Annotated in this window: 21 protein-coding genes; 10 read left to right on the forward strand and 11 right to left on the reverse strand. The window is 62.9% G+C overall.

Annotated elements, in window-relative coordinates; translation table 11 throughout:
- Window positions 1-21: 21 nt before the first annotated feature.
- Window positions 22-471, reverse strand: a complete 450-nt coding sequence (gene mntR, locus A4R29_RS22005) for a manganese-binding transcriptional regulator MntR (RefSeq protein ID WP_024504117.1) — start codon at window positions 469-471, stop codon at window positions 22-24.
- 235 nt (window positions 472-706) lie between these two features.
- On the opposite strand from mntR, the gene A4R29_RS22010 reads away from it, so the two are divergent.
- The 3 genes from A4R29_RS22010 to A4R29_RS22020 all read left to right on the forward strand — a co-directional run bounded on the left by A4R29_RS22010 (window position 707) and on the right by A4R29_RS22020 (window position 3760).
- The gene (locus A4R29_RS22010; RefSeq protein ID WP_013530120.1) at window positions 707-2071 is read left to right on the forward strand and encodes an Nramp family divalent metal transporter; all 1365 of its coding nucleotides are present in this window, start codon (window positions 707-709) and stop codon (window positions 2069-2071) included.
- A gap of 87 nt (window positions 2072-2158) precedes the next feature.
- Window positions 2159-3007 (forward strand): protein-L-isoaspartate O-methyltransferase family protein, encoded by an 849-nt coding sequence (locus tag A4R29_RS22015; protein ID WP_063173776.1) that lies wholly within the window; start codon window positions 2159-2161, stop codon window positions 3005-3007.
- A 102-nt stretch (window positions 3008-3109) separates the two neighbouring features.
- Window positions 3110-3760 (forward strand): dihydrofolate reductase family protein, encoded by a 651-nt coding sequence (locus tag A4R29_RS22020; RefSeq protein WP_063172884.1) that lies wholly within the window; start codon window positions 3110-3112, stop codon window positions 3758-3760.
- Window positions 3761-3871: 111 nt separating this feature from the next.
- Here A4R29_RS22020 and A4R29_RS22025 read toward each other — a convergent pair whose 3' ends face one another.
- Window positions 3872-4741: a LysR family transcriptional regulator gene (locus A4R29_RS22025; RefSeq protein ID WP_082827478.1), complete on the reverse strand. Its 870-nt coding sequence runs from the start codon at window positions 4739-4741 to the stop codon at window positions 3872-3874.
- A 98-nt stretch (window positions 4742-4839) separates the two neighbouring features.
- Here A4R29_RS22025 and A4R29_RS22030 point away from each other — a divergent pair, with 98 nt between their 5' ends.
- Complete coding sequence (locus A4R29_RS22030) at window positions 4840-5439, forward strand: LysE family translocator (RefSeq protein ID WP_063172886.1); 600 nt, start codon at window positions 4840-4842, stop codon at window positions 5437-5439.
- Between the two features lie 252 nt (window positions 5440-5691).
- Here the strand turns inward: A4R29_RS22030 and A4R29_RS22035 are convergent, their stop codons facing one another.
- A complete protein-coding gene (locus tag A4R29_RS22035; protein ID WP_013530115.1) occupies window positions 5692-6486 on the reverse strand; it encodes an SDR family NAD(P)-dependent oxidoreductase in 795 nt (264 codons plus the stop codon).
- Between the two features lie 208 nt (window positions 6487-6694).
- Between A4R29_RS22035 and A4R29_RS22040 the strand changes: the two genes are divergently transcribed.
- The gene (locus A4R29_RS22040; RefSeq protein ID WP_024504123.1) at window positions 6695-7153 is read left to right on the forward strand and encodes a MarR family winged helix-turn-helix transcriptional regulator; all 459 of its coding nucleotides are present in this window, start codon (window positions 6695-6697) and stop codon (window positions 7151-7153) included.
- 21 nt (window positions 7154-7174) lie between these two features.
- Here the strand turns inward: A4R29_RS22040 and A4R29_RS22045 are convergent, their stop codons facing one another.
- Window positions 7175-8353 carry an MFS transporter gene (locus A4R29_RS22045; RefSeq protein WP_027162085.1) on the reverse strand — a complete coding sequence of 393 codons (1179 nt, stop codon included), beginning with the start codon at window positions 8351-8353 and terminating at the stop codon, window positions 7175-7177.
- A 207-nt stretch (window positions 8354-8560) separates the two neighbouring features.
- On the opposite strand from A4R29_RS22045, the gene A4R29_RS22050 reads away from it, so the two are divergent.
- The 4 genes from A4R29_RS22050 (at window position 8561) to carB (ending at window position 14551) form a co-directional block, all read left to right on the forward strand.
- Entirely contained in the window at window positions 8561-8923 is a 363-nt protein-coding gene (locus tag A4R29_RS22050) for an ArsR/SmtB family transcription factor (protein WP_013530112.1), read from the forward strand.
- 68 nt (window positions 8924-8991) lie between these two features.
- On the forward strand, window positions 8992-9756 hold the full coding sequence (locus A4R29_RS22055) for a metallophosphoesterase family protein (RefSeq protein WP_063172887.1): 765 nt from the start codon (window positions 8992-8994) through the stop codon (window positions 9754-9756).
- Window positions 9757-9969: 213 nt separating this feature from the next.
- Window positions 9970-10782, forward strand: coding sequence for an SH3 domain-containing protein (locus A4R29_RS22060; protein WP_338039716.1), 813 nt, complete (start codon window positions 9970-9972; stop codon window positions 10780-10782).
- Window positions 10783-11044: 262 nt separating this feature from the next.
- Window positions 11045-14551, forward strand: coding sequence for a carbamoyl-phosphate synthase large subunit (gene carB, locus A4R29_RS22065; protein WP_063172888.1), 3507 nt, complete (start codon window positions 11045-11047; stop codon window positions 14549-14551).
- Window positions 14552-14658: 107 nt separating this feature from the next.
- Here carB and A4R29_RS22070 read toward each other — a convergent pair whose 3' ends face one another.
- The 5 genes from A4R29_RS22070 to A4R29_RS22090 all read right to left on the reverse strand — a co-directional run bounded on the left by A4R29_RS22070 (window position 14659) and on the right by A4R29_RS22090 (window position 18133).
- A complete protein-coding gene (locus A4R29_RS22070) occupies window positions 14659-15327 on the reverse strand; it encodes a HEPN domain-containing protein (RefSeq protein WP_063172889.1) in 669 nt (222 codons plus the stop codon).
- Window positions 15328-16521 (reverse strand): DUF262 domain-containing protein, encoded by a 1194-nt coding sequence (locus A4R29_RS22075; RefSeq protein ID WP_161491086.1) that lies wholly within the window; start codon window positions 16519-16521, stop codon window positions 15328-15330.
- Between the two features lie 155 nt (window positions 16522-16676).
- A complete protein-coding gene (locus A4R29_RS22080) occupies window positions 16677-17069 on the reverse strand; it encodes a Rid family hydrolase (RefSeq protein WP_063172891.1) in 393 nt (130 codons plus the stop codon).
- Window positions 17070-17293: 224 nt separating this feature from the next.
- Window positions 17294-17749, reverse strand: a complete 456-nt coding sequence (locus tag A4R29_RS22085; protein ID WP_063172892.1) for a hypothetical protein — start codon at window positions 17747-17749, stop codon at window positions 17294-17296.
- On the reverse strand, window positions 17750-18133 hold the full coding sequence (locus A4R29_RS22090) for a DUF6152 family protein (protein WP_063172893.1): 384 nt from the start codon (window positions 18131-18133) through the stop codon (window positions 17750-17752).
- A gap of 212 nt (window positions 18134-18345) precedes the next feature.
- Between A4R29_RS22090 and A4R29_RS22095 the strand changes: the two genes are divergently transcribed.
- Window positions 18346-18666 carry a DUF1476 domain-containing protein gene (locus A4R29_RS22095; RefSeq protein WP_063168796.1) on the forward strand — a complete coding sequence of 107 codons (321 nt, stop codon included), beginning with the start codon at window positions 18346-18348 and terminating at the stop codon, window positions 18664-18666.
- Between the two features lie 161 nt (window positions 18667-18827).
- On the opposite strand, the gene A4R29_RS22100 is transcribed toward A4R29_RS22095, so the two are convergent.
- Together A4R29_RS22100 and A4R29_RS22105 are read right to left on the reverse strand one after the other, a co-directional pair.
- Window positions 18828-19382 (reverse strand): DUF4142 domain-containing protein, encoded by a 555-nt coding sequence (locus A4R29_RS22100; RefSeq protein ID WP_013530103.1) that lies wholly within the window; start codon window positions 19380-19382, stop codon window positions 18828-18830.
- A gap of 134 nt (window positions 19383-19516) precedes the next feature.
- Window positions 19517-20260, reverse strand: coding sequence for a DUF899 family protein (locus A4R29_RS22105; RefSeq protein WP_063172894.1), 744 nt, complete (start codon window positions 20258-20260; stop codon window positions 19517-19519).
- Window positions 20261-20296 lie beyond the last annotated feature (36 nt).

Genomic DNA, 20296 nt, shown 5'->3' on the forward strand with positions numbered 1-20296 from the left:
GCGACGCGGGAACTCTGGCGCTCAGCGCGCCGTCATCGCCTTGCGGAAGGCTTCCAGCGTCTCGGCGCTGACATGGTGCTCGATGCCCTCGGCATCGATGCGCGCTGTCTCCGCACTGACACCGAGCGAGCGCAAGAAAGCTTCCACCGTCTGGTGGCGGATGCGGCTTTCCTCCGCGACTTTGCGGCCGGCTTCGGTCAGGAACACGCCACGATAGGGTTTTCTCGACACCAGACCGTCGGCGCACAGCCTGGTCAGCATCTTGGCCACTGTCGGCTGCGCGACACCGAGCCGTGCGGCGATGTCGACCTGACGCGCCTCGTTGCCGTCTTCGATCAGGTCGGCGATCAGTTCGACATAATCCTCGACCAACGCACTGCGGCGCGCTTCGCGCTGCTGCCGGAAGCCCTCCGAATGAATTTCGGCGTCGAGCAGCGGCTCGCGCGGAACTGGTCTGTTCTTCAGCACCAATACGCGCTCCTCCCAGGACTATTTGCCATCCATGCTTTCATAGCACGGGCTCTGATTCTTCAGGCCGTTTATTTGCATTCCGCAACAGGTGCAACCGGGGCTTCCGATCGCCGTTTCACCCGATGGCCGCCAGCCGGATAAAAAGCAACGACAATGAAATATAGCATATTGCATAATGTTGAGCCATGGCATAGCTTAAGGCAACATCGTCCAGTCTCGCGGAAAGCCCTCCTTCATGTCCGAAGCCGAAGCCACAGCCTCCCGTTCCTCATGGCGGTTCGCCAGGCCCGACGAGGACGAGCAGCCCAGCCTGCGCGAAGTCAATTCCTCTATCGCCGTGCCGAACTCGGGCGTCTGGTTCCGTCGCCTGTTCGCCTTCATGGGTCCCGGCTACATGGTCTCGGTCGGCTATATGGACCCCGGCAACTGGGCGACCGACCTCGCCGGCGGCGCCCAGTTCGGTTACACGCTGCTGTTCATCATCATGCTGTCCAACCTGATGGCGATCCTTTTGCAGGCGCTGGCGGCACGGCTCGGCATCGCCACCGGCCGCGACCTCGCCCAGGCCTGCCGGGCCTATTATCCCCGGCCGGTGAACTTCGTGCTGTGGATCGCCTGCGAGCTGGCCATCATCGCCTGCGACCTGGCCGAAGTCATCGGCACCGCGATCGCATTGCAGCTTCTGTTCGGCATTCCGCTGATCGGCGGCGCCATGCTGACGGCGCTCGACGCCTTCCTCGTGCTGCTCCTGATGAACAAGGGGTTTCGCTATCTCGAAGCCTTCGTCATCGCGCTTTTGATCATCATCTTCAGCTGCTTCGCCATCCAGATCTTCGTCGCCGCCCCGCCGGCCGGTTCGATCCTGCATGCCATGTTCGTGCCGTCGTCGGAAATCGTCACCAATCCGGCGATGCTCTACATCGCCATCGGCATCATCGGCGCCACCGTCATGCCGCATAATCTCTATCTGCACTCCTCGATCGTGCAGACCCGCGCCTATGAACGCACCGACAAGGGCAAGCGCGACGCCATCAAATGGGCAACGACGGACTCGACCATCGCCCTGATGCTGGCTTTGTTCGTCAACGCCTCGATCCTGATCGTGTCCGCGGTCGCCTTTCACAACACCGGCCACCAGGACGTCGCAGAGATCGGCCAGGCCTTCGAGCTGCTGTCGCCGCTGCTCGGCCTCGGCATCGCCTCGATCCTGTTCGCGGTGGCGCTGCTGGCTTCCGGCCTGAACTCGACGGTGACGGCCACGCTCGCCGGCCAGATTGTTATGGAAGGCTTCCTGCGCCTGCGCATCCCCAACTGGGCACGCCGGCTGCTGACGCGCGGCCTCGCCATTATCCCGGTGGTGGTCGTCACCGCGCTCTATGGCGAAAAGGGCACCGGCCAGTTGCTGGTGTTCAGCCAGGTCATCCTGTCGATGCAACTGCCCTTCGCGGTCGTCCCGCTGGTGCAGTTCGTCTCCGACAAGAAGAAGATGGGCAATCTCGCCATTCCGCGCGGCGTCGCAGCCCTTGCCTGGGTGGTCGCCGCGATCATCCTGGTGCTCAACTTCAAGCTGCTCTACGACACCATGTTCGGGGTCGGCTGAGTTCCGCTTCGCCTGGAAACCGGCTGCCCTCTGCGCAGGGGGCAGCCTCGCGACAAATCGGCAATCCGCGCTATGTTTTCCGGCATCATGACCCGGATCGAAGACATCAGGAAATTCTACGCGCGGCTGCTGGCCGCCAATGCCGGCTCGCCCGACCCACGTCTGGAAGCGGCTTTCGCCGACGTGCCGCGCGAAGCGTTTCTCGGTCCCGGGCCGTGGACGGTCGTCGCTGGCAACGGCAAGATCAGAACACCAAGCGCCGATCCGGCTCATATCTATCAGAACGTGCTGGTGGCGCTCGACGACGACAAGGGCATCAACAATGGCGAGCCATTCCTGCACGCCATGTGGATTGGAAAGCTTGAACCGAAACCCGGTGAGGCGGTTTGCCATATCGGCGCCGGCACCGGCTACTACACCGCCGTGCTGGCCCGGCTGGTTTCGCCAGGCGGCATCGTCACCGCTTTCGAACTCGACGAGAAGCTGGCCTATCTGGCGCGGCAAAATCTCGAAGCCTATGGCAATGCGACGGTGGTCCATGGCGATGCCGTGACGACGCCCCTGCCGCCATCCGACATCATCTATGTCAATGCCGGGGTCGCAGCGCCCCCGGCCGGATGGCTGAAGGCGCTGCGGCCAGGCGGCCGCATGATCTTTCCCTGGCGGCCGGCCGAGCGCGTCCCGCTGGCGGTGATGGTGACACGCACGCAAAAAGGCTTTGCCTGCGATCCGTTCATGCGGTCGTGGTTCATTCCCTGTGTCGGCGCCTCGGTCGCGGACCCCGCGGCGATGATCCCCACCGGCGAGCAGGCCGCGCGCAGCCGCTCGATCTGGCTGGCGCAGGACAGGGCGCCGGACGACACCGCCACCGCCATATCAGGCGATGTCTGGTTCTCGTCGGAAAATCTCCACACCGAGCCTCGCAAGCAACGGTGATTTTCCAAAATTTCGTCCTGTCCTGTCGGACCGGTGGCTCGTCGCCCGTCCTTGGGCTGAAGTCCGCCACGACGGCGTGGACCGAAGAACGGGAGCATTGGAATGAGAAAGATCATCTCTGCGACATTCGTCAGCCTCGACGGCGTCATGCAGGCGCCCGGCGGCCCGCAAGAGGATCCGGTCGGCGGCTTCAAGTTCGGCGGCTGGACCTTCCATTACTTCGACGAGGCGGGGGGCGCGGCGATGGATGAACTGTTCTCCAAGCCTTTCGCCCTGCTGCTCGGCCGCAGGACCTACGACATCTTCGCCGCCTACTGGCCGTATCAGAAAGATCCGATCGCGGATGCCTTCAACCCCGCGACCAAATATGTCGCGACGCATCGGCCCGATACCCTCACCTGGCAGAACACGCAATCGCTCGGGCCTGATATCGTTGCGGAGTTGCGCCGCCTCAAGCAGGAGGATGGACCCGACCTGCTCATCCAGGGATCGGGCAACCTGATCCGAACGCTGCTCGCCAACGGGCTGATCGACGAGATCCGGCTGATGGTCTTCCCGCTGTTGCTGGGTAACGGCAAGCGGCTGTTCGGCGACAGCGCGATCCCGGCCGCCTTCAAGCTCATTAAGTCGCAGGCAACCGGCACCGGCGTCATCATGGCGACCTACGAACGCGCGGGCGAGGTCAAGGTCGGGTCGTTTGTCACGGGAGAGCCGTCGGACGCCGAGATCGAGCGGCGGAAGAACTGGAAGTAGCAGGACCTGGGTTCCTCGCCCCACGATGAAAGATCGACCCCCACTCCGTCGAGCTTCGCTCGACACCTCTCCCCGATCGACGGGGGAGAGGAACCCAAGTTCTGAGAAGCTTCAAGCAGCGACTGGTCGCCGCGCCAGCCCTTCCCGTATATGCCGTGCGAATTCCTGCGCCGCGGGACCTACCCCATGCCTCGGCAGATGCAGGTTGATGGCAAAATTCGGCAGCGGCGGCAGGCCGGACTCCGATGGCAATATGTCGAGATCGGCTGGCACCGTGGAGGCCAGCCAGGTGGTGACGGCGAGGTCGGAGCGCACCGTCGCGGTCGTCGCGTCGATGTTGCCGTTCTCGAACACGGTGCGCCACTCCAGCCCATGCTCACCGAGCGCCGCCAGCACAGCCGGCCGGAAAGCGCAGGTGTCGGCGACGATCGACACCGGCAGCGGCCGCTTGGCGCGGGCAACGCCGCCCTTGGCACCGACCCAGACCAGCCGGTCAACGACGAGGCATTCGCCGGCCGACGGGCCGGCGCATTCCTCGATCACGGCAAGGTCGATGGTCCCGGCCGCAAGGGCAGCAGTCAATTCTGGCGACGAGGCGCAGACCAGCGATATCTCGACCTGCGGATAGGTCTCGGCATAGGTCTTCAGCACCGGCGCCAGCAAGGTGCCGACAAGGTCGTAGGGCACGCCGAGCCGCACCTGGCCGGCCACCGGGCTCCCAGCCATTTCGGCCCAGATCTCGTCATTCAAGGCCAGCAGCCGCTTGCCCCTGCCGAACAGCTGTTCACCGGCGCGCGTCAGCCGCAAGCCGCGCCGGTCGCGCTCGAAGAGGCTCGAGCCGAACGCCTCCTCCAGCCGTTTGACCTGCTGGCTGACAGCACCTTGCGTCAGGTGCAGTGCATTGGCCGCCGCTGTCATGCTGGCCTTGTCGGCAACGGTGGTAAAGGTGCGGATCAGCGCCATGTCGAGATTTCGGATCATGGTTGGCATTATGCTTGCTAATGTCAACCATAGCAAACATTGCATTTACTGAAGTTCGCGCGCGGCTACGATGGCAGCCCTCCCACCGAGGACGCCGCATGCTCGAGCCCATTTTCCCGCTCATCCTGTTTGCCATCGTCGCCACCACCACGCCCGGCATCGCCACGACCCTGTCAACGGCATCGGGCGCGCAGTTCGGCTTTCGCCGTTCGGTACCCCTGCTGATCGGCAGCGCCGCCGGCCTCGCCACGGTGACGAGCGCCGCCGCCGCCGGGCTCGCCGGCCTGCTGCTCGCCGTGCCCTCGCTGCAACTGGCGATGAAGGTCACCGGCTCACTTTATCTCGTCTGGCTGGCGATCAAGATCGGCCGCAGCGGACCGCCTAATCTGGATGTGAACATGACCAGGCCGAACAGCTTTCTCGGCGGCGCCGGCATTCAATGGATGAACCCGAAGGGATGGGCGATGGGACTGGGCGCCGCGGCGTCGTTCGCGGCATTGGCCAGCGGACCGATGCAGCTCGCGCTGCTGCTCGGCGCCACTTTCGGCCTCGCGGCCGCCGCCTCGCTTTCACTGTGGTGCGTGGCCGGCATGGTGCTGGCGCGGCTGCTCAAGACCGAATGGCAATGGCGCGCGCTCAACGTCGTGATGGCGCTGGTGCTGGCCGCCTCGATCATTCCGATGTGGCGGTCGGTGTAAAGCGCTCAAGCCAAAACCCGCGCCAGCCCCCCACCCTGACCTTCGGTCCGACCTCCCCACAAGGGGGAGGTGGGGAGTCCAGCTTTTCGCACCCCACAAGACCATTGTCGCATGGGCGGACAAGCCGCGTCCCCAACCTTCCCCCTTATGGGGGTCCGAAGGACGGGCGAGACCCGTGGCTCGCCCCGGCAAGTCGCTGCGAAGCAGCGGGGTGGGGGTCCTGGTTCGCAAAGCGAACCAGCCTCTCAAACGTCAAACCCCGTAACGCGCCGCCGGCTTGTCGGCGTGCAGGCTGCCGTAGAAGGCTTGCCGGGCGCCGAGGAATGTGTCGAGCTTGGCCGCATCGGCAAGCGCGGGCACGGTGACCGCCTCGCCTTTGGCCAAGCCGACAAGTGCGGCATCGACCATGTCGTCGGCGGTCATGATGATCTCCTTCGGAACGTTTGCGATATCGGTGCCGGCAAGTTCCCAGAAATCGGTCCGGGTCGCGCCCGGCAGCACCACCTGCACCTTCACATTGGTGCCCTCGACCTCACGGTGCAGGGCTTCGGTGAAGTTGACCACATAAGCTTTGGTGCCGCTGTAGATGCCGCCGAAGGAGGTGTCGAAGGCGAGCACCGAGGCGATGTTGACGATGCCGCCGCGGTTGCGTGCCAAAAGCCCCGGCAGCACGGCGCGGGTTAGACGCGTCAAGGCGATGGTGTTGACCTTGATCATGCGCTCGGCCGCGTCGACATCGGCGGTGGCCACGACGGCCTGGCCGCCGATGCCGGCATTGTTGACCAGCAGTGTGATGCTCTCGTCGGCTGTTACAGCTTGCTCGACGCGGCGCACATCATCGTCGTTTGCAAGATCGGCGCTGATCACGCCGACCTTGCGGCTATAGGTCTGGCGCAGCTTCCCGGCCAGTTCCTCCAGCCGGTCGGCGCGCCGCGCCACCAGCACCAGATCGTAGCCCTGCCCCGCCAGCCGGTCGGCATAGACCGCGCCGATGCCCGACGAAGCACCGGTGACGACCGCCGTGCCCTTGTTGCCCTGTCCACTCATTGTCCTGTTCCTTCTTCAACTGATCTTGTTCGTTTCGAATGACCCCGGCGCCGTGGCATCTGCCGCGCTGCCGAAAGCCGCTTGATCTGATTTAGTGGCATATACCACTAATCGTGAAGTAGGCATATGCCACTATCTTGTCAATGAGACGGGCGGGGATTATTTGAGGGGAGCAGCCGGGCCTCATTCCCCGGCGCCAGGGACCATCATGTCAAAGGACAGCCTGCCCGGCCTCACGCTCTGCAACAACGCCGCGCTGCGCCGCGCGGCGCGCAAGCTCGGCAAGTTTTATGATGATGTGGTGGAGCCGTCAGGCCTCAAGGCGACGCAGCAGGGCCTGCTTTACCAGATCCATATGGGCGATGAGCCGGCGATGGGCGCCATCGCCACGTCGCTGATCATGGACCTGTCGGCGCTCGGCCATACGCTGAAACCGCTGATCCGCGACGGCTATGTCGAGACCTTCGCCGACCCGGAGGACCGCCGCGTCAAGCGTGTACGACTGACGCCAAAGGGCCTGGACAAGATCGAGGAAGCGATGAAACTGTGGCAAATCGCCCAGCAGCGTTTCGAGGATGTCGTCGGCAAGGACAAGGCCGAAGATTTGCGCGCGGCTCTGGATGAGATCGCCGCGCTGGATTTTGATCTGCCGCCGGCCACGCCCTAAGGCCAGCGTTTGCCAAAGACTCTACTCGGCAGGCATTTCTACAGGCCGAGCCGCCCAGCGGCCGGCGACCACGACGCCAAGCCCGACGATCGGGAAGATCGCGGCGACCAGGCCGAGATCGGCCGGCGCGCCGTAGCGCAGCACGGCACCACCGACCACGGCACCCAACGCCACGCCGAGATAGAGCGCCGAGGCGTTGAGCGACAGCACGATCGGGGCGGCATCGGGCGCCAGCTTGATGATGCGGCTCGCCTGTGCCGGCGGGAACGCCCAGCCGACGATGCCCCACGGCACCATCATCGCCATCAGCGCCGGCCCGGCAATATGGTGCGGCAGGAAGGTCGGGATGACCGACAATAAAACCAGCATGCCGGCACTCAGCGCCAGCGACCAGCCGACGGTGCGGGTCGCACCGAACCGGTCGGCGGCCTGGCCGCCGCCAATGTTGCCGATGACGGCGCCGACGCCGAAGGCGAGCAGCATGCCGGGCAGCGCGATCTGGCTGAGACCGCCGCCCTCGATGGCAAGCGGCGCGACATAGGCAAAGACGGTGAAGGCGCCGATCAGCGCCAGCACTGTCGTCAACAGGATCGGCATCACGCCTGGACGCAGCGCTGCCGCCAGCCTGCGCTTCAAGGGCAGCCTGGTGCCGACGATGCCCTGCGGCAGCCGGTACCACAGGATCGCGCCTGCAAGCGCGCCAAGGCCGGCGATGGCAAAGAAGGTGCCGCGCCAGCCGGCGACGGTGGCAACGAGCGCGCCGAGCGGCGCACCGAGCGCAACGGCCACAGTGGTGCCGCCGACGACGACGGCGATGGCACGCGCCCGGTGATGATCATCGACCAGCGCCACCGCCGTGCCTTGCGCAGTTGCGGCGAACAGGCCCGACGACAGCGCCATGACGATGCGCGCGACCAGCAGCAGTTCGAAGGAGGAACTCAAGGCGGCGGCGATGTTGCCGATGACGAAGAACACCAGCGTCCACAGGATGACGCGGCGCCGGTCCCATTCGCCGGTCAGCGTCGCCAGGATCGGCGTGCCGACCGCATAGGCGAGCGCGAAGGCGGTAATCAGCGTGCCGGCCAGCGGAATGGAGATGCCGGCATCCGCCGCGATGTCGGGCAGAAGGCTGGAGATGACGAAGCCTTCGGTCGAGATCGTGAACGATCCGAGCGCGAGCCAGAAGAGGCGCTTGTCCATGGCGGGATGTCCTTAGTTCAAAAGTTATTGAACAATTGGACATAACAGGGCATCATGTCAATGAAGCCAGGGAAAAATAGCTGAACCTTCCTGACAGCCCTGTGCAGCACAGGTCGGGCGGGGTTCGCGCGAGACGGAGAAAGGCCATGTGGAGCCAACAATGATGGATGCGTTGAAATCGGACCCGACTGTGCTTAGTTTCGAGCCATGACCTTGCCACACCCCAATACGGACCAGATCAGCCTGCCGATCGTGCTTGGCGTGCTCGGCGACCCGACGCGGCTTGCCATCGTGCGCTATCTCGCCAGCAAGCAGGGCGTGCCGCTGAACTGCAGCCAGTTCCTCGATTTCGGCTCGAAGACCAATCTGAGCTACCACCTCGCCAAATTGCGCGAGGCCGGCGTCACCCGCGCCGAGGTGGTCGGCACCAACCGCATGATCACACTGCGCCGCGCCGATCTCGACGCCCGCTTCCCCGGCCTGCTCGACAGCGTCATCGCCGCCGCCGGCGACGATCCCGCACTGCCGGCGGTTGGCGGCCACGATATCGAAGTGCACGCCCGACCCTGAAGGATTTGGGTTCCTCGCCCACGAACGTGGGGAACAGGAAAAGCGGCGTCACACAGGAGCTTCCCGAAATGCGCATCGCCGTCCTCGCCGATATCCACGGCAATGCGCTGGCGCTCGACGCCGTGCTTGACGACCTGCACCGGCGCGGCGGCGCCGAGCTGACCGTCAATCTCGGCGACAGCGTTTCCGGCCCGCTATGGCCGCGCGAAACGATGGAACGGCTGCAGGCGCTGAACCTGCCGACGGTGCGCGGCAACCACGACCGCCGTGTTGCCGCCGACCCCGCTGATGACACCATGTGGCCCTCCGACGTCTATGCGCAGGAGCGGCTGACCGAGGCACAGCGCCAGGTGCTGTTCGCCCAGCCGTTGACGCTGGAGATCGCACCCGGAATCATCGCTTTCCACGCCCGTCCCGACCATGACGAGAAATATCTCACTGATACGATCGCCAATGGCCAGCTGGTGCGCGCGCCGCTGACGGCGATCCGGCGGCGGCTGAAGGCGCTCGACCCGGCTTGCCGCATCGCGCTGTGCGGCCACAGCCACCGCGCGGAACTGATCCGCGTCCCCGACGGCCCCGTCATCTTCAATCCGGGCAGCATCGGCTGCCCTGCCTATGACGATTCCACGCCGCCGGCGCATGTCTCCGAGCAGGGCTCGCCGCATGCGCGCTACGGCATTGTCACCCTGGGCAGCAACGGCCAGCCCGACGGCTTCGAGGCCATCGCCGTCGACTACGACCACGAGGCGGCCGCCAGGCAGGCCGAACAAGCGGACCGGCCGGAATGGGCTCACGCGCTCAGAACCGGGTTCATGCCCCTGCCCGGCTGAATGCTGGCGAAACGGCGGCCCGAATTTTCGGGCTTACATGGCGCCGCGTCGTCCCTTATAAAACCGGCCGGGCTTGCAGCGGGCTCGATCCGCCGCGGCACGGTATCAGCGCACGGCCAAACGATGAGGCGCACAGTTACGCTCCGAACAATCCTCCATGCGCTGATTGCTGCTCCGCTGTTGATGACGGCGTGGCCGGTGATTGCCCCCGCTATGGCTGAAGAGATGGCCCAAGAGGCGCCGGAGCTCGTCATCTCCGTCGTCACCGGCCTGGCGCCGGACGACCTTCTCAAGGTCCGCACCACCGCATCGCCGGTCGCCACGGTCGAGGCGCGGCTGAGCAGCGGCGACATGGTCACCAATCTCGGCTGCAACGACATCAACGGCTACAAATGGTGCAAGGTCGAAAGCACGGGCAAGGAGAAGCTGAGCGGCTGGGCGCCGGCGCGCTATCTCATCCCCCTCAATCCGAACCCCTATGTCGAAGGTGAGCCAAGACCGGCCGGTGCGCCGGTGGTTGCCTCCACCGGCAGTGGGGCCGAGCAGGCCTCGGCACCGGACCAATCGCAGGCCACCGGCTCAGCCGACAGCGCGCCGGTCGCACCGCCCGACCTGACGGCGCGGCTTGGCGGCGCCGGTCCGGCAGCCGAAAGCACGCCGAAATCGCCAGAGGAAATCGGCCACGCCGCCATGCAGGATGCGTACCTACTGGCGCTGGCGGCGCCTGACGTCCCGCTTGATTCCGCTCCGACGCTGGCTTCTGGCCCCGAGATTCCCTGCGCCCGCTATGTCGGCCAGCCGATGGAGCGCTGCAAGGTCAGCGTGGTGCACAGCGCCGACAAGGCGAACATCACTGTGACCTGGCCCGATGGCGGCACGCGCATCATCTCCTTCCGTGCCGGCCAGCCGGCCGGTTCCGACGCGCCCGGCGACTTCCGCTTCACCAGGGAAGGCAGCCTCAACATGATCCGTGTCGGCGTCTCGGAGCGGTTTGAGATCACGGATCAGTTGGCGCTGGGGAACTAGAATTCAGGGGAGTAAGGGAGCAGGGGAATAAGGGAGTATGTTTGGAATTCTCTCGAACCCACCCTATTCCCCTATTCCCCTATTCCCCTATTCCCCTATTCCCCTATTCCCCTATTCCCCTACCTCGCATTTTCGGGGTTACATCAGTCAAAACTCTTCCCTATAAGGCCCTCCTAGCCTGATACCAGAATCGCGAGCACAACCGGCCGGGTCTTCCCGTCCCGGTTTTTTGTGCAAGCCGCCCGCCGAACGGACCTTTGACATGCCAAGACGCACTGACATCAAGTCGATCCTGATCATCGGGGCCGGCCCCATCGTCATCGGCCAGGCCTGCGAATTCGACTATTCCGGCACGCAGGCCTGCAAGGCGCTGAAGGAGGAAGGCTTCCGCGTCATCCTGGTCAATTCCAACCCGGCCACCATCATGACCGACCCGGAACTGGCCGACGCCACCTATATCGAGCCGATTACGCCGGAAGTCGTGGCCAAGATCATCGCCAAGGAGCGGCCCGACGCACTGCTGCCGACCATGGGCGGCCAGACTGCGCTCAACACCGCTCTGTCGCTGCGCCGCATGGGCGTGCTCGAGCGCTACAATGTCGAGATGATCGGCGCCGATGCTACCGCCATCGACAAGGCCGAGGACCGCGCGCTGTTTCGCGAGGCGATGAAGAAGATCGGCCTGGAAACGCCGAAGTCGATGCTGGCCAACGCCACCGACGTCAAGAACACCGACCGCAAGACGCATGAGGCCGAGCGCGCGGCGCTCAAGGCCGAGCAGCCGGCCGATCTCGACGCCGCGCTCGATGCGCTGGAAACCCGCTGGAACCTCGGCGAAGGCGACCGCAAGCAGCGCTATATCAGCCATGGCATGGCGATCGCCGCCCAGGCGCTCGACCATGTCGGCCTGCCGGCCATCATCCGCCCGTCCTTCACCATGGGCGGCACCGGCGGCGGCATCGCCTACAACCGCGCCGAATTCTACGAGATCGTCCAGTCCGGCCTCGACGCCTCGCCGACCACCGAAGTGCTGATCGAGGAGAGCGTGCTCGGCTGGAAGGAGTATGAGATGGAGGTCGTCCGCGACAGAGCGGACAATTGCATCATCGTCTGCTCGATCGAGAACATCGACCCGATGGGCGTGCATACGGGCGATTCGATCACCGTCGCCCCGGCGCTGACGCTGACCGACAAAGAATACCAGATGATGCGCAACGCCTCGATCGCCGTGCTGCGCGAGATCGGCGTCGAGACCGGCGGTTCCAACGTGCAGTTCGCCGTCAACCCGGCCGATGGCCGCCTGGTGGTGATCGAGATGAACCCGCGCGTCTCGCGCTCGTCAGCACTTGCCTCCAAGGCGACCGGCTTCCCGATCGCCAAGATCGCGGCAAAACTCGCCGTCGGCTACACGCTGGACGAGCTGGAGAACGACATCACCGGCGGCGCGACGCCAGCCTCGTTCGAACCGAGCATCGATTACGTCGTCACGAAGATCCCGCGTTTCGCCTTCGAGAAATTCCCCGGCGCCGAGCCGGTGCTGACCACCGCCATGAAGTCGGTGGGCGAAGTCATGGCCATCGGCCGCACCTTCCAGGAATCGCTGCAGAAGGCGCTGCGTGGATTGGAAACCGGCCTGACTGGTCTGGACGAGATCGAGATTCCCGGTCTCAGCCATGGGGGCCTCGGTTCCGCCAACCATGCCGACGACCGCAACGCCATTCGTGCGGCGCTCGGCACGCCGACGCCCGACCGGCTGCGCATGGTGGCGCAGGCGATCCGCATGGGCACCTCGCTGGAAGACGTGCACGCCATGTGCAAGATCGACCCGTGGTTCCTCGAACAGATCGCCGGCATCGTCGCCATGGAAGCCCGCATCCGCGAGCACGGCATTCCCGAGGACGCCGTCAATCTGCGCATGCTGAAGGCCATGGGTTTCTCCGATGCCCGCCTCGCGTCGCTGACGAAGACCGACGCCGAAGTGATTCAGAAAGCTCGCGAAAAGCTCGACGTTCATCCTGTTTATAAACGCATCGACACTTGTGCGGCCGAGTTCGCCTCGCCCACCGCCTACATGTACTCGACTTATGAAGTGCCGTTCGCCGGCGCGCTGGCCAACGAGGCGCAGGTGTCGTCGCGCAAGAAGATCGTCATCCTCGGCGGCGGCCCCAACCGCATCGGCCAGGGCATCGAGTTCGACTATTGCTGCTGCCACGCCGCCTTCGCGCTGCGCGACGCCGGCTACGAAGCGATCATGATCAACTGCAACCCGGAGACCGTGTCGACCGACTACGACACTTCGGACCGGCTCTATTTCGAGCCGCTGACGGCGGAAGACGTGCTGGAGATCCTGCGCGCCGAACAGGCCTCGGGCGAACTGGTCGGCGTCATCGTCCAGTTCGGCGGCCAGACGCCGCTGAAGCTGGCGGATGCGCTGGAGAAGGCCGGCATCCCCATCCTCGGCACCTCGCCCGACATGATCGATCTGGCCGAAGACCGCGACCGCTTCCAGAAGCTGCTGCACAAGCTCGGCCTCAGCCAGCCGAAGAACGGCATCGCCTATTCGGTCGAGCAGGCCCGCCTCGTTGCCGGCGAGCTTGGCTTCCCGCTGGTGGTGCGCCCGTCCTATGTGCTGGGCGGCCGCGCCATGCAGATCATCCATGACGAGGGCATGCTGCAGACCTATCTGCTCGACACCGTGCCCGGCCTGGTGCCGGAGGACATCAAGCAGAAATACCCCAACGACAAGACCGGTCAGATCAACACGCTGCTGGGCAAGAACCCGCTGCTGTTCGACACCTATCTCAGTGGTGCCATCGAGGTCGATGTCGACTGCCTCTGCGACGGCAAGGCGACCTTCGTCTCCGGCATTCTGGAACACATCGAGGAAGCCGGCATCCATTCGGGCGACAGCGCCTGCTCGCTGCCGGTGCATTCGCTGCCTTCCGAACTGGTCGACGAGCTGGAGCGCCAGACGGCAGCCCTTGCGCGCGCGCTCAATGTCGGCGGGCTGATGAACGTGCAGTACGCGATCAAGGACGGCACGGTCTATGTGCTGGAGGTCAATCCGCGCGCATCGCGCACCGTGCCCTTCGTCGCCAAGACCATCGGCCGGCCAATTGCCAAGATTGCCGCCCGCATCATGGCCGGCGAGAAGTTGGAAGACGCCTTCGCCCATTACGGCGCCATGCCCGACCCCAGGAACCCCGGTCACATCGCGGTCAAGGAAGCCGTGTTCCCCTTCGCCCGCTTCCCCGGCGTCGACATCCTGCTCGGCCCGGAAATGCGCTCGACCGGCGAGGTCATGGGCCTCGACCGCGATTTTGCGCTGGCCTTCGCCAAGAGCCAGTTGGGCGCCGGCGTCGACCTGCCCCGCTCCGGCACGCTGTTCGTCTCGGTGCGCGACGAGGACAAGAAAGGCATCCTGCCGGCGGTCAAGCGCCTGGCCGGCCTCGGCTTCAAGGTGCTGGCCACCTCGGGCACCGCCCGCTTCCTCGCCGAAAACGGCGTCGACGCCCAGAAGATCAACAAGGTGCTGGAAGGCCGCCCCCACATCGAAGACGCCATCCGCAACCGCCAGGTGCAGATCGTCTTCAACACCACGGATGGCCAGAAGGCGGTGTCGGATTCGAAGTCGCTGCGCCGCGCGACGCTGATGCAGAAGGTGCCGTATTACACGACGCTGTCGGGTGCGGCCGCGGTGGCGGAGGCGATCGCGGCTTTGAAGGCGGGGAGTTTGGAGGTCAGGCCGCTGCAGGAGTATTTTGCTTGAGGCGATTAGCCGATCTCCCCCCTCGTGGGGGAGATGGCCGGCAGGCCAGAGGGGGGCGCTGTCCCGCCGAAGCAGAGAGTGTCGAGCATCAGCAGGCTACTTGAGCGCTAATTTGGAGCTTTTGATGCCTTCAAAAGCCGATCGAGTTCGATGTCGATTAACTCTAAAGAGTCAACAATCTTCTGAAGTGTAGTGTATTCGTCTTTCGGGTCGACCGCCTTCTGAACGTGACCCTTTCCACTCGTATGTGCCACCGCTCCCCGCGCCTCGCCGAAATTACTCATAGTTTGCAGAAAAATCGCATCGCATTTTCCCATATCAAAGCCGATTGGGATGAACATTTCCATGATATTCTTTTCTTTGACACCGTGGTTTTCCAATCGAATTCGCTTTTGAAATTCCGACACAGATTTTGAAAAGCGATAATCGATAAGCGTCTTTCCTGGCCATTCCTTGACCTTGTTTTGCTCAGTCGTATGTAACGTTTCGGGCGGAAGATCTGTTGCTCTTCCGCTGAACCCGATCAGATGAAATGTCACAACGGAAACGAACTTGTTAGTCTCCCACGCATCAAGAGCAGTCGTGGCTACTTCAAGGACACGATCCTCAAGATACGTTTCCACTTCCGCGTGAGCCAGAACGCGAAAAGAAAGCGCCCGGGTCGTAACACGCAACGGATCTTTGTAAGTGCCAGTTGGATCGAACTTGAATGGCAAAAGCATGCGCTTCAGTTCCCTGACGCGCGCCTGAAGATCCTTAAAGCGGCTCGACGCCATTTAGTGGAAGCCGTCGAACGTTATACGCGAGCTCCCGTCTTTCCTAACTTCAAGGGCCGGCACCTTGAAGTCTTGCTTAAGAACGTCGCGAAGTCCGTTTCCCCAAATTGATAGTCGGTCAAATGTATGCGGAATACCAGCCGTGTCACTTTCGACAGCCTCCGAGAACGTTACATCAGCGAGACATGAGGCATATAGCTGTTGCACTTTCTTGGCGTTAGCAGCCATGGCGGTCCGAATTTCATAATCAGCAGCGTAAAAAACAAGAGCGTCGAAAATCGCTCTGTTGAAAGATCGCGATCCGGGCTTCCGAGCCAGGGCCTCATCGCCAAATATGTCTATAAGGACGTCAACAGCCTCGTTAAACTGTTCAATATCGCGCCCGACAGAAATCTGCGCCTTCTCCCATGTCTCATTAAGCTCCATACAAGTGTTATCAAGAAACTCCTTCATCCTGCCCGAATACGTTGCGAGAAAACGCCGATAAGCAAGGTAACGAACAATAAGTTCCACGTCACGCATACGAGGATCGGGCGTTGCCCTGCCCATTAGTCGCTGCACATGAGCTGATGCAATCGCGGTATCATCAATAAAATCTGAAAACGGACCCGGCACCATAGCTTGGCGTAATTCTTGAGGAGAAAGCTTGACGCTGCCAGTATTTAATCTGAGAAACACGGTATGAAGAAAATTCGTATTGGGCCAGTTTCGAATTACAACCGTCCGAATCGTATTATTGAAAAAGGCATTCAGGTCGTCTCTCCTCGCAGGGTCCTTTTCCAACTGCAAAAAGCTCTTTCGGGCCAGATCTGTTCGGACTTCTAATCCGGAGAGGCGGAAGGCGTTCTTCGCCCCTTCAGCGTTCCCAGTAAATTGTAGAAGAGAAAGCAACCTTTGCTTCCCGTCTAGGACGATGAACTGGCCTCTCTGATTTTTCTTTTCCGCTAGAACTATCTGCGGTATCGGAAAACCAAGTATAACACTTTCGATAAATCTGCCTTTCCCTCCGATTGACCAAGCATCTCGCCTCTGGAAACGAGGATTCATGTCGATATTTTTATTCATCAACTGGGAGATAACAGTCTGAACTGTCCAATCTGATGAATATAGAACTGCTTCTGAAAAGGCAGCAGTATCCTTAGGGTCTAAAACCGCATCGTCCTCATCGACAAATTCAAGGTCTGCTTCAGCCATCGCGTCTCTCATCTTTTTCCGATCTTAGCCGACAACTAGCTCGTTTTCGTAAGATCGACAACATTGGTAGCACCGTTTCAAGCCACCAGGCAGAGGATCAAAGTCGAACGCCGTCGACAAGGGAGAGCCGGTGCTATGCGAAAAGAACCGCCCCCTCACGCCACCGCCACACACTCAATCTCGATATCAAACTCCATCGGCCATGACGCCACCGGCACGAAACTCCGCGCCGGCGGGTTGACGCTGAAGTACCTGGCATAGACCCGGTTGATGGCGTTGTAGAAGCCGGAATTGACGGCGTAGATGCGCACCATCACCACATTGTCGAGCGAGGTGCCGGCCGCTTCCAGGCAATGTTTCAGCGCCTTCAGCGACGCCTCGGTCTGCACCTCGATGTCGCCGCGCACCATCTCGCCGGTCACCATATCCACCGGCGGCGTCGCCGAGATGAACACGAAGCCGTTGGCCTTGACCGCTGTCGAGCAGGGAAGGCCGAGCGCCCGCACCTTGTCCGACATGACGGGGACTTCGATGATTTCTTTCTTCATGGCAAATCTCCCTTGTTTGCAGGGAGCTTATCCCCGCACTGGCGGAACGCCAGCGCCGTTCTTCCCTTCTCCCCTTGTGGGAGAAGGTGGATCGGCGCGATAGCGCCGAGACGGATGAGGGGTGTTCCAGCGGAATGAGGCGGCGGCGTTCCCTGGAACACCCCTCATCCGACCTCGCTTCGCGAGGCCACCTTCTCCCACAGGGGGAGAAGGAAGATGCGGCGCTAAAGAAAACCGATGAACCGTCCGGCGAAAAGCACTGATGTCCACAGCAGTATCGAGAGCACAGCCAGGATGGTGCTGCCGGCCAGCTCGTCACCGCCTCTGGCGAAGCGCAGGAAGGTGAAAAAATTGACGCCGGCGAGAAGGATGAGTGCCATCTTGGCGAGGAAAACCGGCATCGCCGCATAGGTGCTCGCCTTGACCGAAAACAGCAGCGAGCCTGTGACGAGCGCACCCGCGAACGCACTTAATGCAATGCGGCGCAGCAGCGCGACGAATGCGGCTTGCGGCAGCGAACGGAAGGCGCCGCAGATCCTGAGGTCCATGAGAACGACGCTGGTCAGCAGCGCACCGATCGACATGATGTGGAGCGCATTGACTATGGGATAGGCGACGAAGGAAGCCTTCAGCCACCGCGCCAACGCCAGATGCTCGATGCCGGCGAGGAACTCGGCCATTTACGCCGGCGGCACTCGGTCGGGATAGACATCATAGGTTTTCCCGCCGACGATGACGCGCACCGCTTTCATGCGCTTTTCGGTCGCCTCGAGCGAGCGGTTGCCGATCGCGGTCACCTCGTCGCCGACCTTGGCCACCTCCTCCGTGAAGCCGGCGGCGATCGTGCGTGATGGCGGCGCCATCTCCACCCGCCAGGCCTCACCCTCCGCGTCGACATCCAGCGTGGCGTGCGGATTGCCGATATAGATGGCCGTGATCTTGCCCTTGAGTTCGAAAAACCCATCCTGTGTCCACGACCAGCCGTGATGGGCATAGGCCGCGGTGCCGGCGGCAAGCATCACGGCCGCCGTCAGCGCGACGCTGCGAATTGCCTTGAACTGCATCGCTCGTCTCCTCGGTTCATCCCGCAGGCACTTGAGAGTAGGACACGGCGCGGCAACGTCAAACCATATCGAGCGAAAGACTGGACCGCCAAGCGCCCGCCCAATCGCCGGCATGACGCCTTGTTAATGACACCCATGCACACCACTCTCTCTTTCCTGGCCGTTCTTCCCCTGGGCTGAAGATCGGACTCCCATCGGAAACGAGGCGAACCATGAGCAGCATGAGAGACCGTCAGGAAGGCTTCGAAAAGAAGTTTGCGATGGACGAGGAAACGAAGTTCAGGGCCATGGCGCGCCGCAACAAGCTGCTCGGCCTGTGGGCCGCCGAAAAGCTCGGCAAATCCGGTGCTGACGCCGACGCCTATGCCAAGGAGGTCGTGCACGCGGATTTCGAAGAGGCAGGCGACAACGATGTGTTCCGCAAGGTCCGCGCCGACTTCGACGCGGCGGGCATCGCCCAGTCGGATGGCCAGATACGCACCGCCATGGAAGAGCTGCTGGTGACCGCGGTCGAGCAGATCAGGTCGACCTGAGCGCCGCTCAACCTTGATCGGTATAGGGCGTGCCGTGCTTAAGGCACAGGGCCATATTGTGGTGTTGGTTGGCCAAGCGGGCTGGCTTCCATCGTAGCGCTCTACGGCGCCCCCCTCTGTCCTGCCGGGCAGGACAGAGGGGGGCGCCATAGTGAACGCCCTCACCCCTGATGCGCGGCGGCCAGTTCCTTCACGTGTTTTTCGTGCATCTGCAGCGTCGGCAGGGTTTTCTTGGCGAATTCCTTCATTGCCGGGTCGTCGCCGGATTTCGCATAGCCGCTGAACAGCGCGACGGCTTCCTTGTGGGCGTTGGTCTGCATCTCGATGTATTTGGCCTGGAATTGATCGCCGCTGGCACTCTTCAGCTCATCGAGCATCTTCTGCTCCTTGGGCTGCAGGGCCGGACCGGACGGTGCGGTGGCCGAGGTTGTCTGGCCCTGGGCAAGCGCCGCCTTGAATTCCTCGCCGGCCTTGGTGTGATCGGCGATCATCTGTTTGGCGAACGCCTTGACGTCGGCGTCGGTTGCCTGTTGCTCGGCGAGCTTGCTGGACTCGATCTCGAACTCATTGGCGCTCGGCACCGTCTTGATGAAGGTCGAAGTGTCGACCTTCGTCGTGGCGGCGAGCGGCGTGGTCGTGGCGGTCGTGTTCGACTGGGCAAAGGCCGGCGCGCCGGCAAGCAATGCTGCTGCGGTCAGAATGGTAAGCGTCTTCATGGCATGTCTCCGGTTGGAATTGTCCCTCGGACAATCCAACGTCGCTTGGGCACTCCGGTTGCAGGTCATGAGGAAGAAGCCTGCGCATGTCGCCTCGATCGGCCCGAACCGCGGCGGCTGACCAGAGCTGCCTTTCAGTGGCAACACGCCTCGCCATATTGCAGCTGCTCGTTCCAGTTTGGACGCCCCTCAGGCGTGAAATCCATCAGGTTCCAAAGCGTTTCGCAGGTGCCGAGGCCACGCGGATCCTGACCGGGCTCCGTCGGTGCGAAATCCAGTTCCGAACTCCAGAAATGGCGTATGCCGTCGGGGTCGCGGTGAAACACCGACAGCAGCGGGATCTGTGAGCCGTCGGCCGCCTCCGCATTGTAGTCGCGCTTGAAGCTGTTGGAAGCCGAAGATACCAGCCGCATGTTGCGCCAGCCCCGATCTCGACCGAGCGTGACCAGGTTTTCGAGCGCGGTCTTGCCCACCACCGCGAAATTGAAGCCGGCCGCCTGGAGATGGCCGACGGCGCCGTCGAACTGGTCGAGTAGCGCCGTACAGGACGGACATGGCTGGTCCTGCCGGGCAAGCCTGGCCGTGCCGCCGCTGGTCGCGACGTCGCGCTTCTCCTGCGGGTGACGCGGAAACATCATGTTGTAGAGGATCAGGCTGTTCTTGCCGGGCGAAAACAGCTCCGACAGTTTTATTGTCGCGGGCCTGCCCTGGGCATCCAGCCCGTCGAACTCATAATCCTGGCGGATCAACCCGCCCGGCGGCAGCGCGCGCCGGGCCTCGGCGACCTCTTCCATGGCGCGGCGCAGCTCGATTTCCTTCTTCAGCAATTTTTCGCGCGCGGTGCGGTATTTCGCGGATTCGTTGGGAAAGGTGATCATGATCGGCTCCTTCAAGTCGCGGCGCCGGCGTCCCGG

Origin of the sequence: Mesorhizobium ciceri biovar biserrulae (assembly GCF_001618845.1) — a bacterium.
In the GTDB taxonomy this organism is placed as follows: domain Bacteria; phylum Pseudomonadota; class Alphaproteobacteria; order Rhizobiales; family Rhizobiaceae; genus Mesorhizobium; species Mesorhizobium ciceri.

Coding starts and splice junctions, on each gene's coding strand:
- A4R29_RS22010 (WP_013530120.1), top strand. CDS start 707: ATGTCCGAAGCCGAAGCCACAGCCTCCCGTTCCTCATGGCGGTTCGCC.
- A4R29_RS22015 (WP_063173776.1), top strand. CDS start 2,159: ATGACCCGGATCGAAGACATCAGGAAATTCTACGCGCGGCTGCTGGCC.
- A4R29_RS22020 (WP_063172884.1), top strand. CDS start 3,110: ATGAGAAAGATCATCTCTGCGACATTCGTCAGCCTCGACGGCGTCATG.
- A4R29_RS22025 (WP_082827478.1), bottom strand. CDS start 4,741: ATGATCCGAAATCTCGACATGGCGCTGATCCGCACCTTTACCACCGTT.
- A4R29_RS22030 (WP_063172886.1), top strand. CDS start 4,840: ATGCTCGAGCCCATTTTCCCGCTCATCCTGTTTGCCATCGTCGCCACC.
- A4R29_RS22035 (WP_013530115.1), bottom strand. CDS start 6,486: ATGAGTGGACAGGGCAACAAGGGCACGGCGGTCGTCACCGGTGCTTCG.
- A4R29_RS22040 (WP_024504123.1), top strand. CDS start 6,695: ATGTCAAAGGACAGCCTGCCCGGCCTCACGCTCTGCAACAACGCCGCG.
- A4R29_RS22045 (WP_027162085.1), bottom strand. CDS start 8,353: ATGGACAAGCGCCTCTTCTGGCTCGCGCTCGGATCGTTCACGATCTCG.
- A4R29_RS22050 (WP_013530112.1), top strand. CDS start 8,561: ATGACCTTGCCACACCCCAATACGGACCAGATCAGCCTGCCGATCGTG.
- A4R29_RS22055 (WP_063172887.1), top strand. CDS start 8,992: ATGCGCATCGCCGTCCTCGCCGATATCCACGGCAATGCGCTGGCGCTC.
- A4R29_RS22060 (WP_338039716.1), top strand. CDS start 9,970: ATGGCTGAAGAGATGGCCCAAGAGGCGCCGGAGCTCGTCATCTCCGTC.
- carB (WP_063172888.1), top strand. CDS start 11,045: ATGCCAAGACGCACTGACATCAAGTCGATCCTGATCATCGGGGCCGGC.
- A4R29_RS22070 (WP_063172889.1), bottom strand. CDS start 15,327: ATGGCGTCGAGCCGCTTTAAGGATCTTCAGGCGCGCGTCAGGGAACTG.
- A4R29_RS22075 (WP_161491086.1), bottom strand. CDS start 16,521: ATGGCTGAAGCAGACCTTGAATTTGTCGATGAGGACGATGCGGTTTTA.
- A4R29_RS22080 (WP_063172891.1), bottom strand. CDS start 17,069: ATGAAGAAAGAAATCATCGAAGTCCCCGTCATGTCGGACAAGGTGCGG.
- A4R29_RS22085 (WP_063172892.1), bottom strand. CDS start 17,749: ATGGCCGAGTTCCTCGCCGGCATCGAGCATCTGGCGTTGGCGCGGTGG.
- A4R29_RS22090 (WP_063172893.1), bottom strand. CDS start 18,133: ATGCAGTTCAAGGCAATTCGCAGCGTCGCGCTGACGGCGGCCGTGATG.
- A4R29_RS22095 (WP_063168796.1), top strand. CDS start 18,346: ATGAGCAGCATGAGAGACCGTCAGGAAGGCTTCGAAAAGAAGTTTGCG.
- A4R29_RS22100 (WP_013530103.1), bottom strand. CDS start 19,382: ATGAAGACGCTTACCATTCTGACCGCAGCAGCATTGCTTGCCGGCGCG.
- A4R29_RS22105 (WP_063172894.1), bottom strand. CDS start 20,260: ATGATCACCTTTCCCAACGAATCCGCGAAATACCGCACCGCGCGCGAA.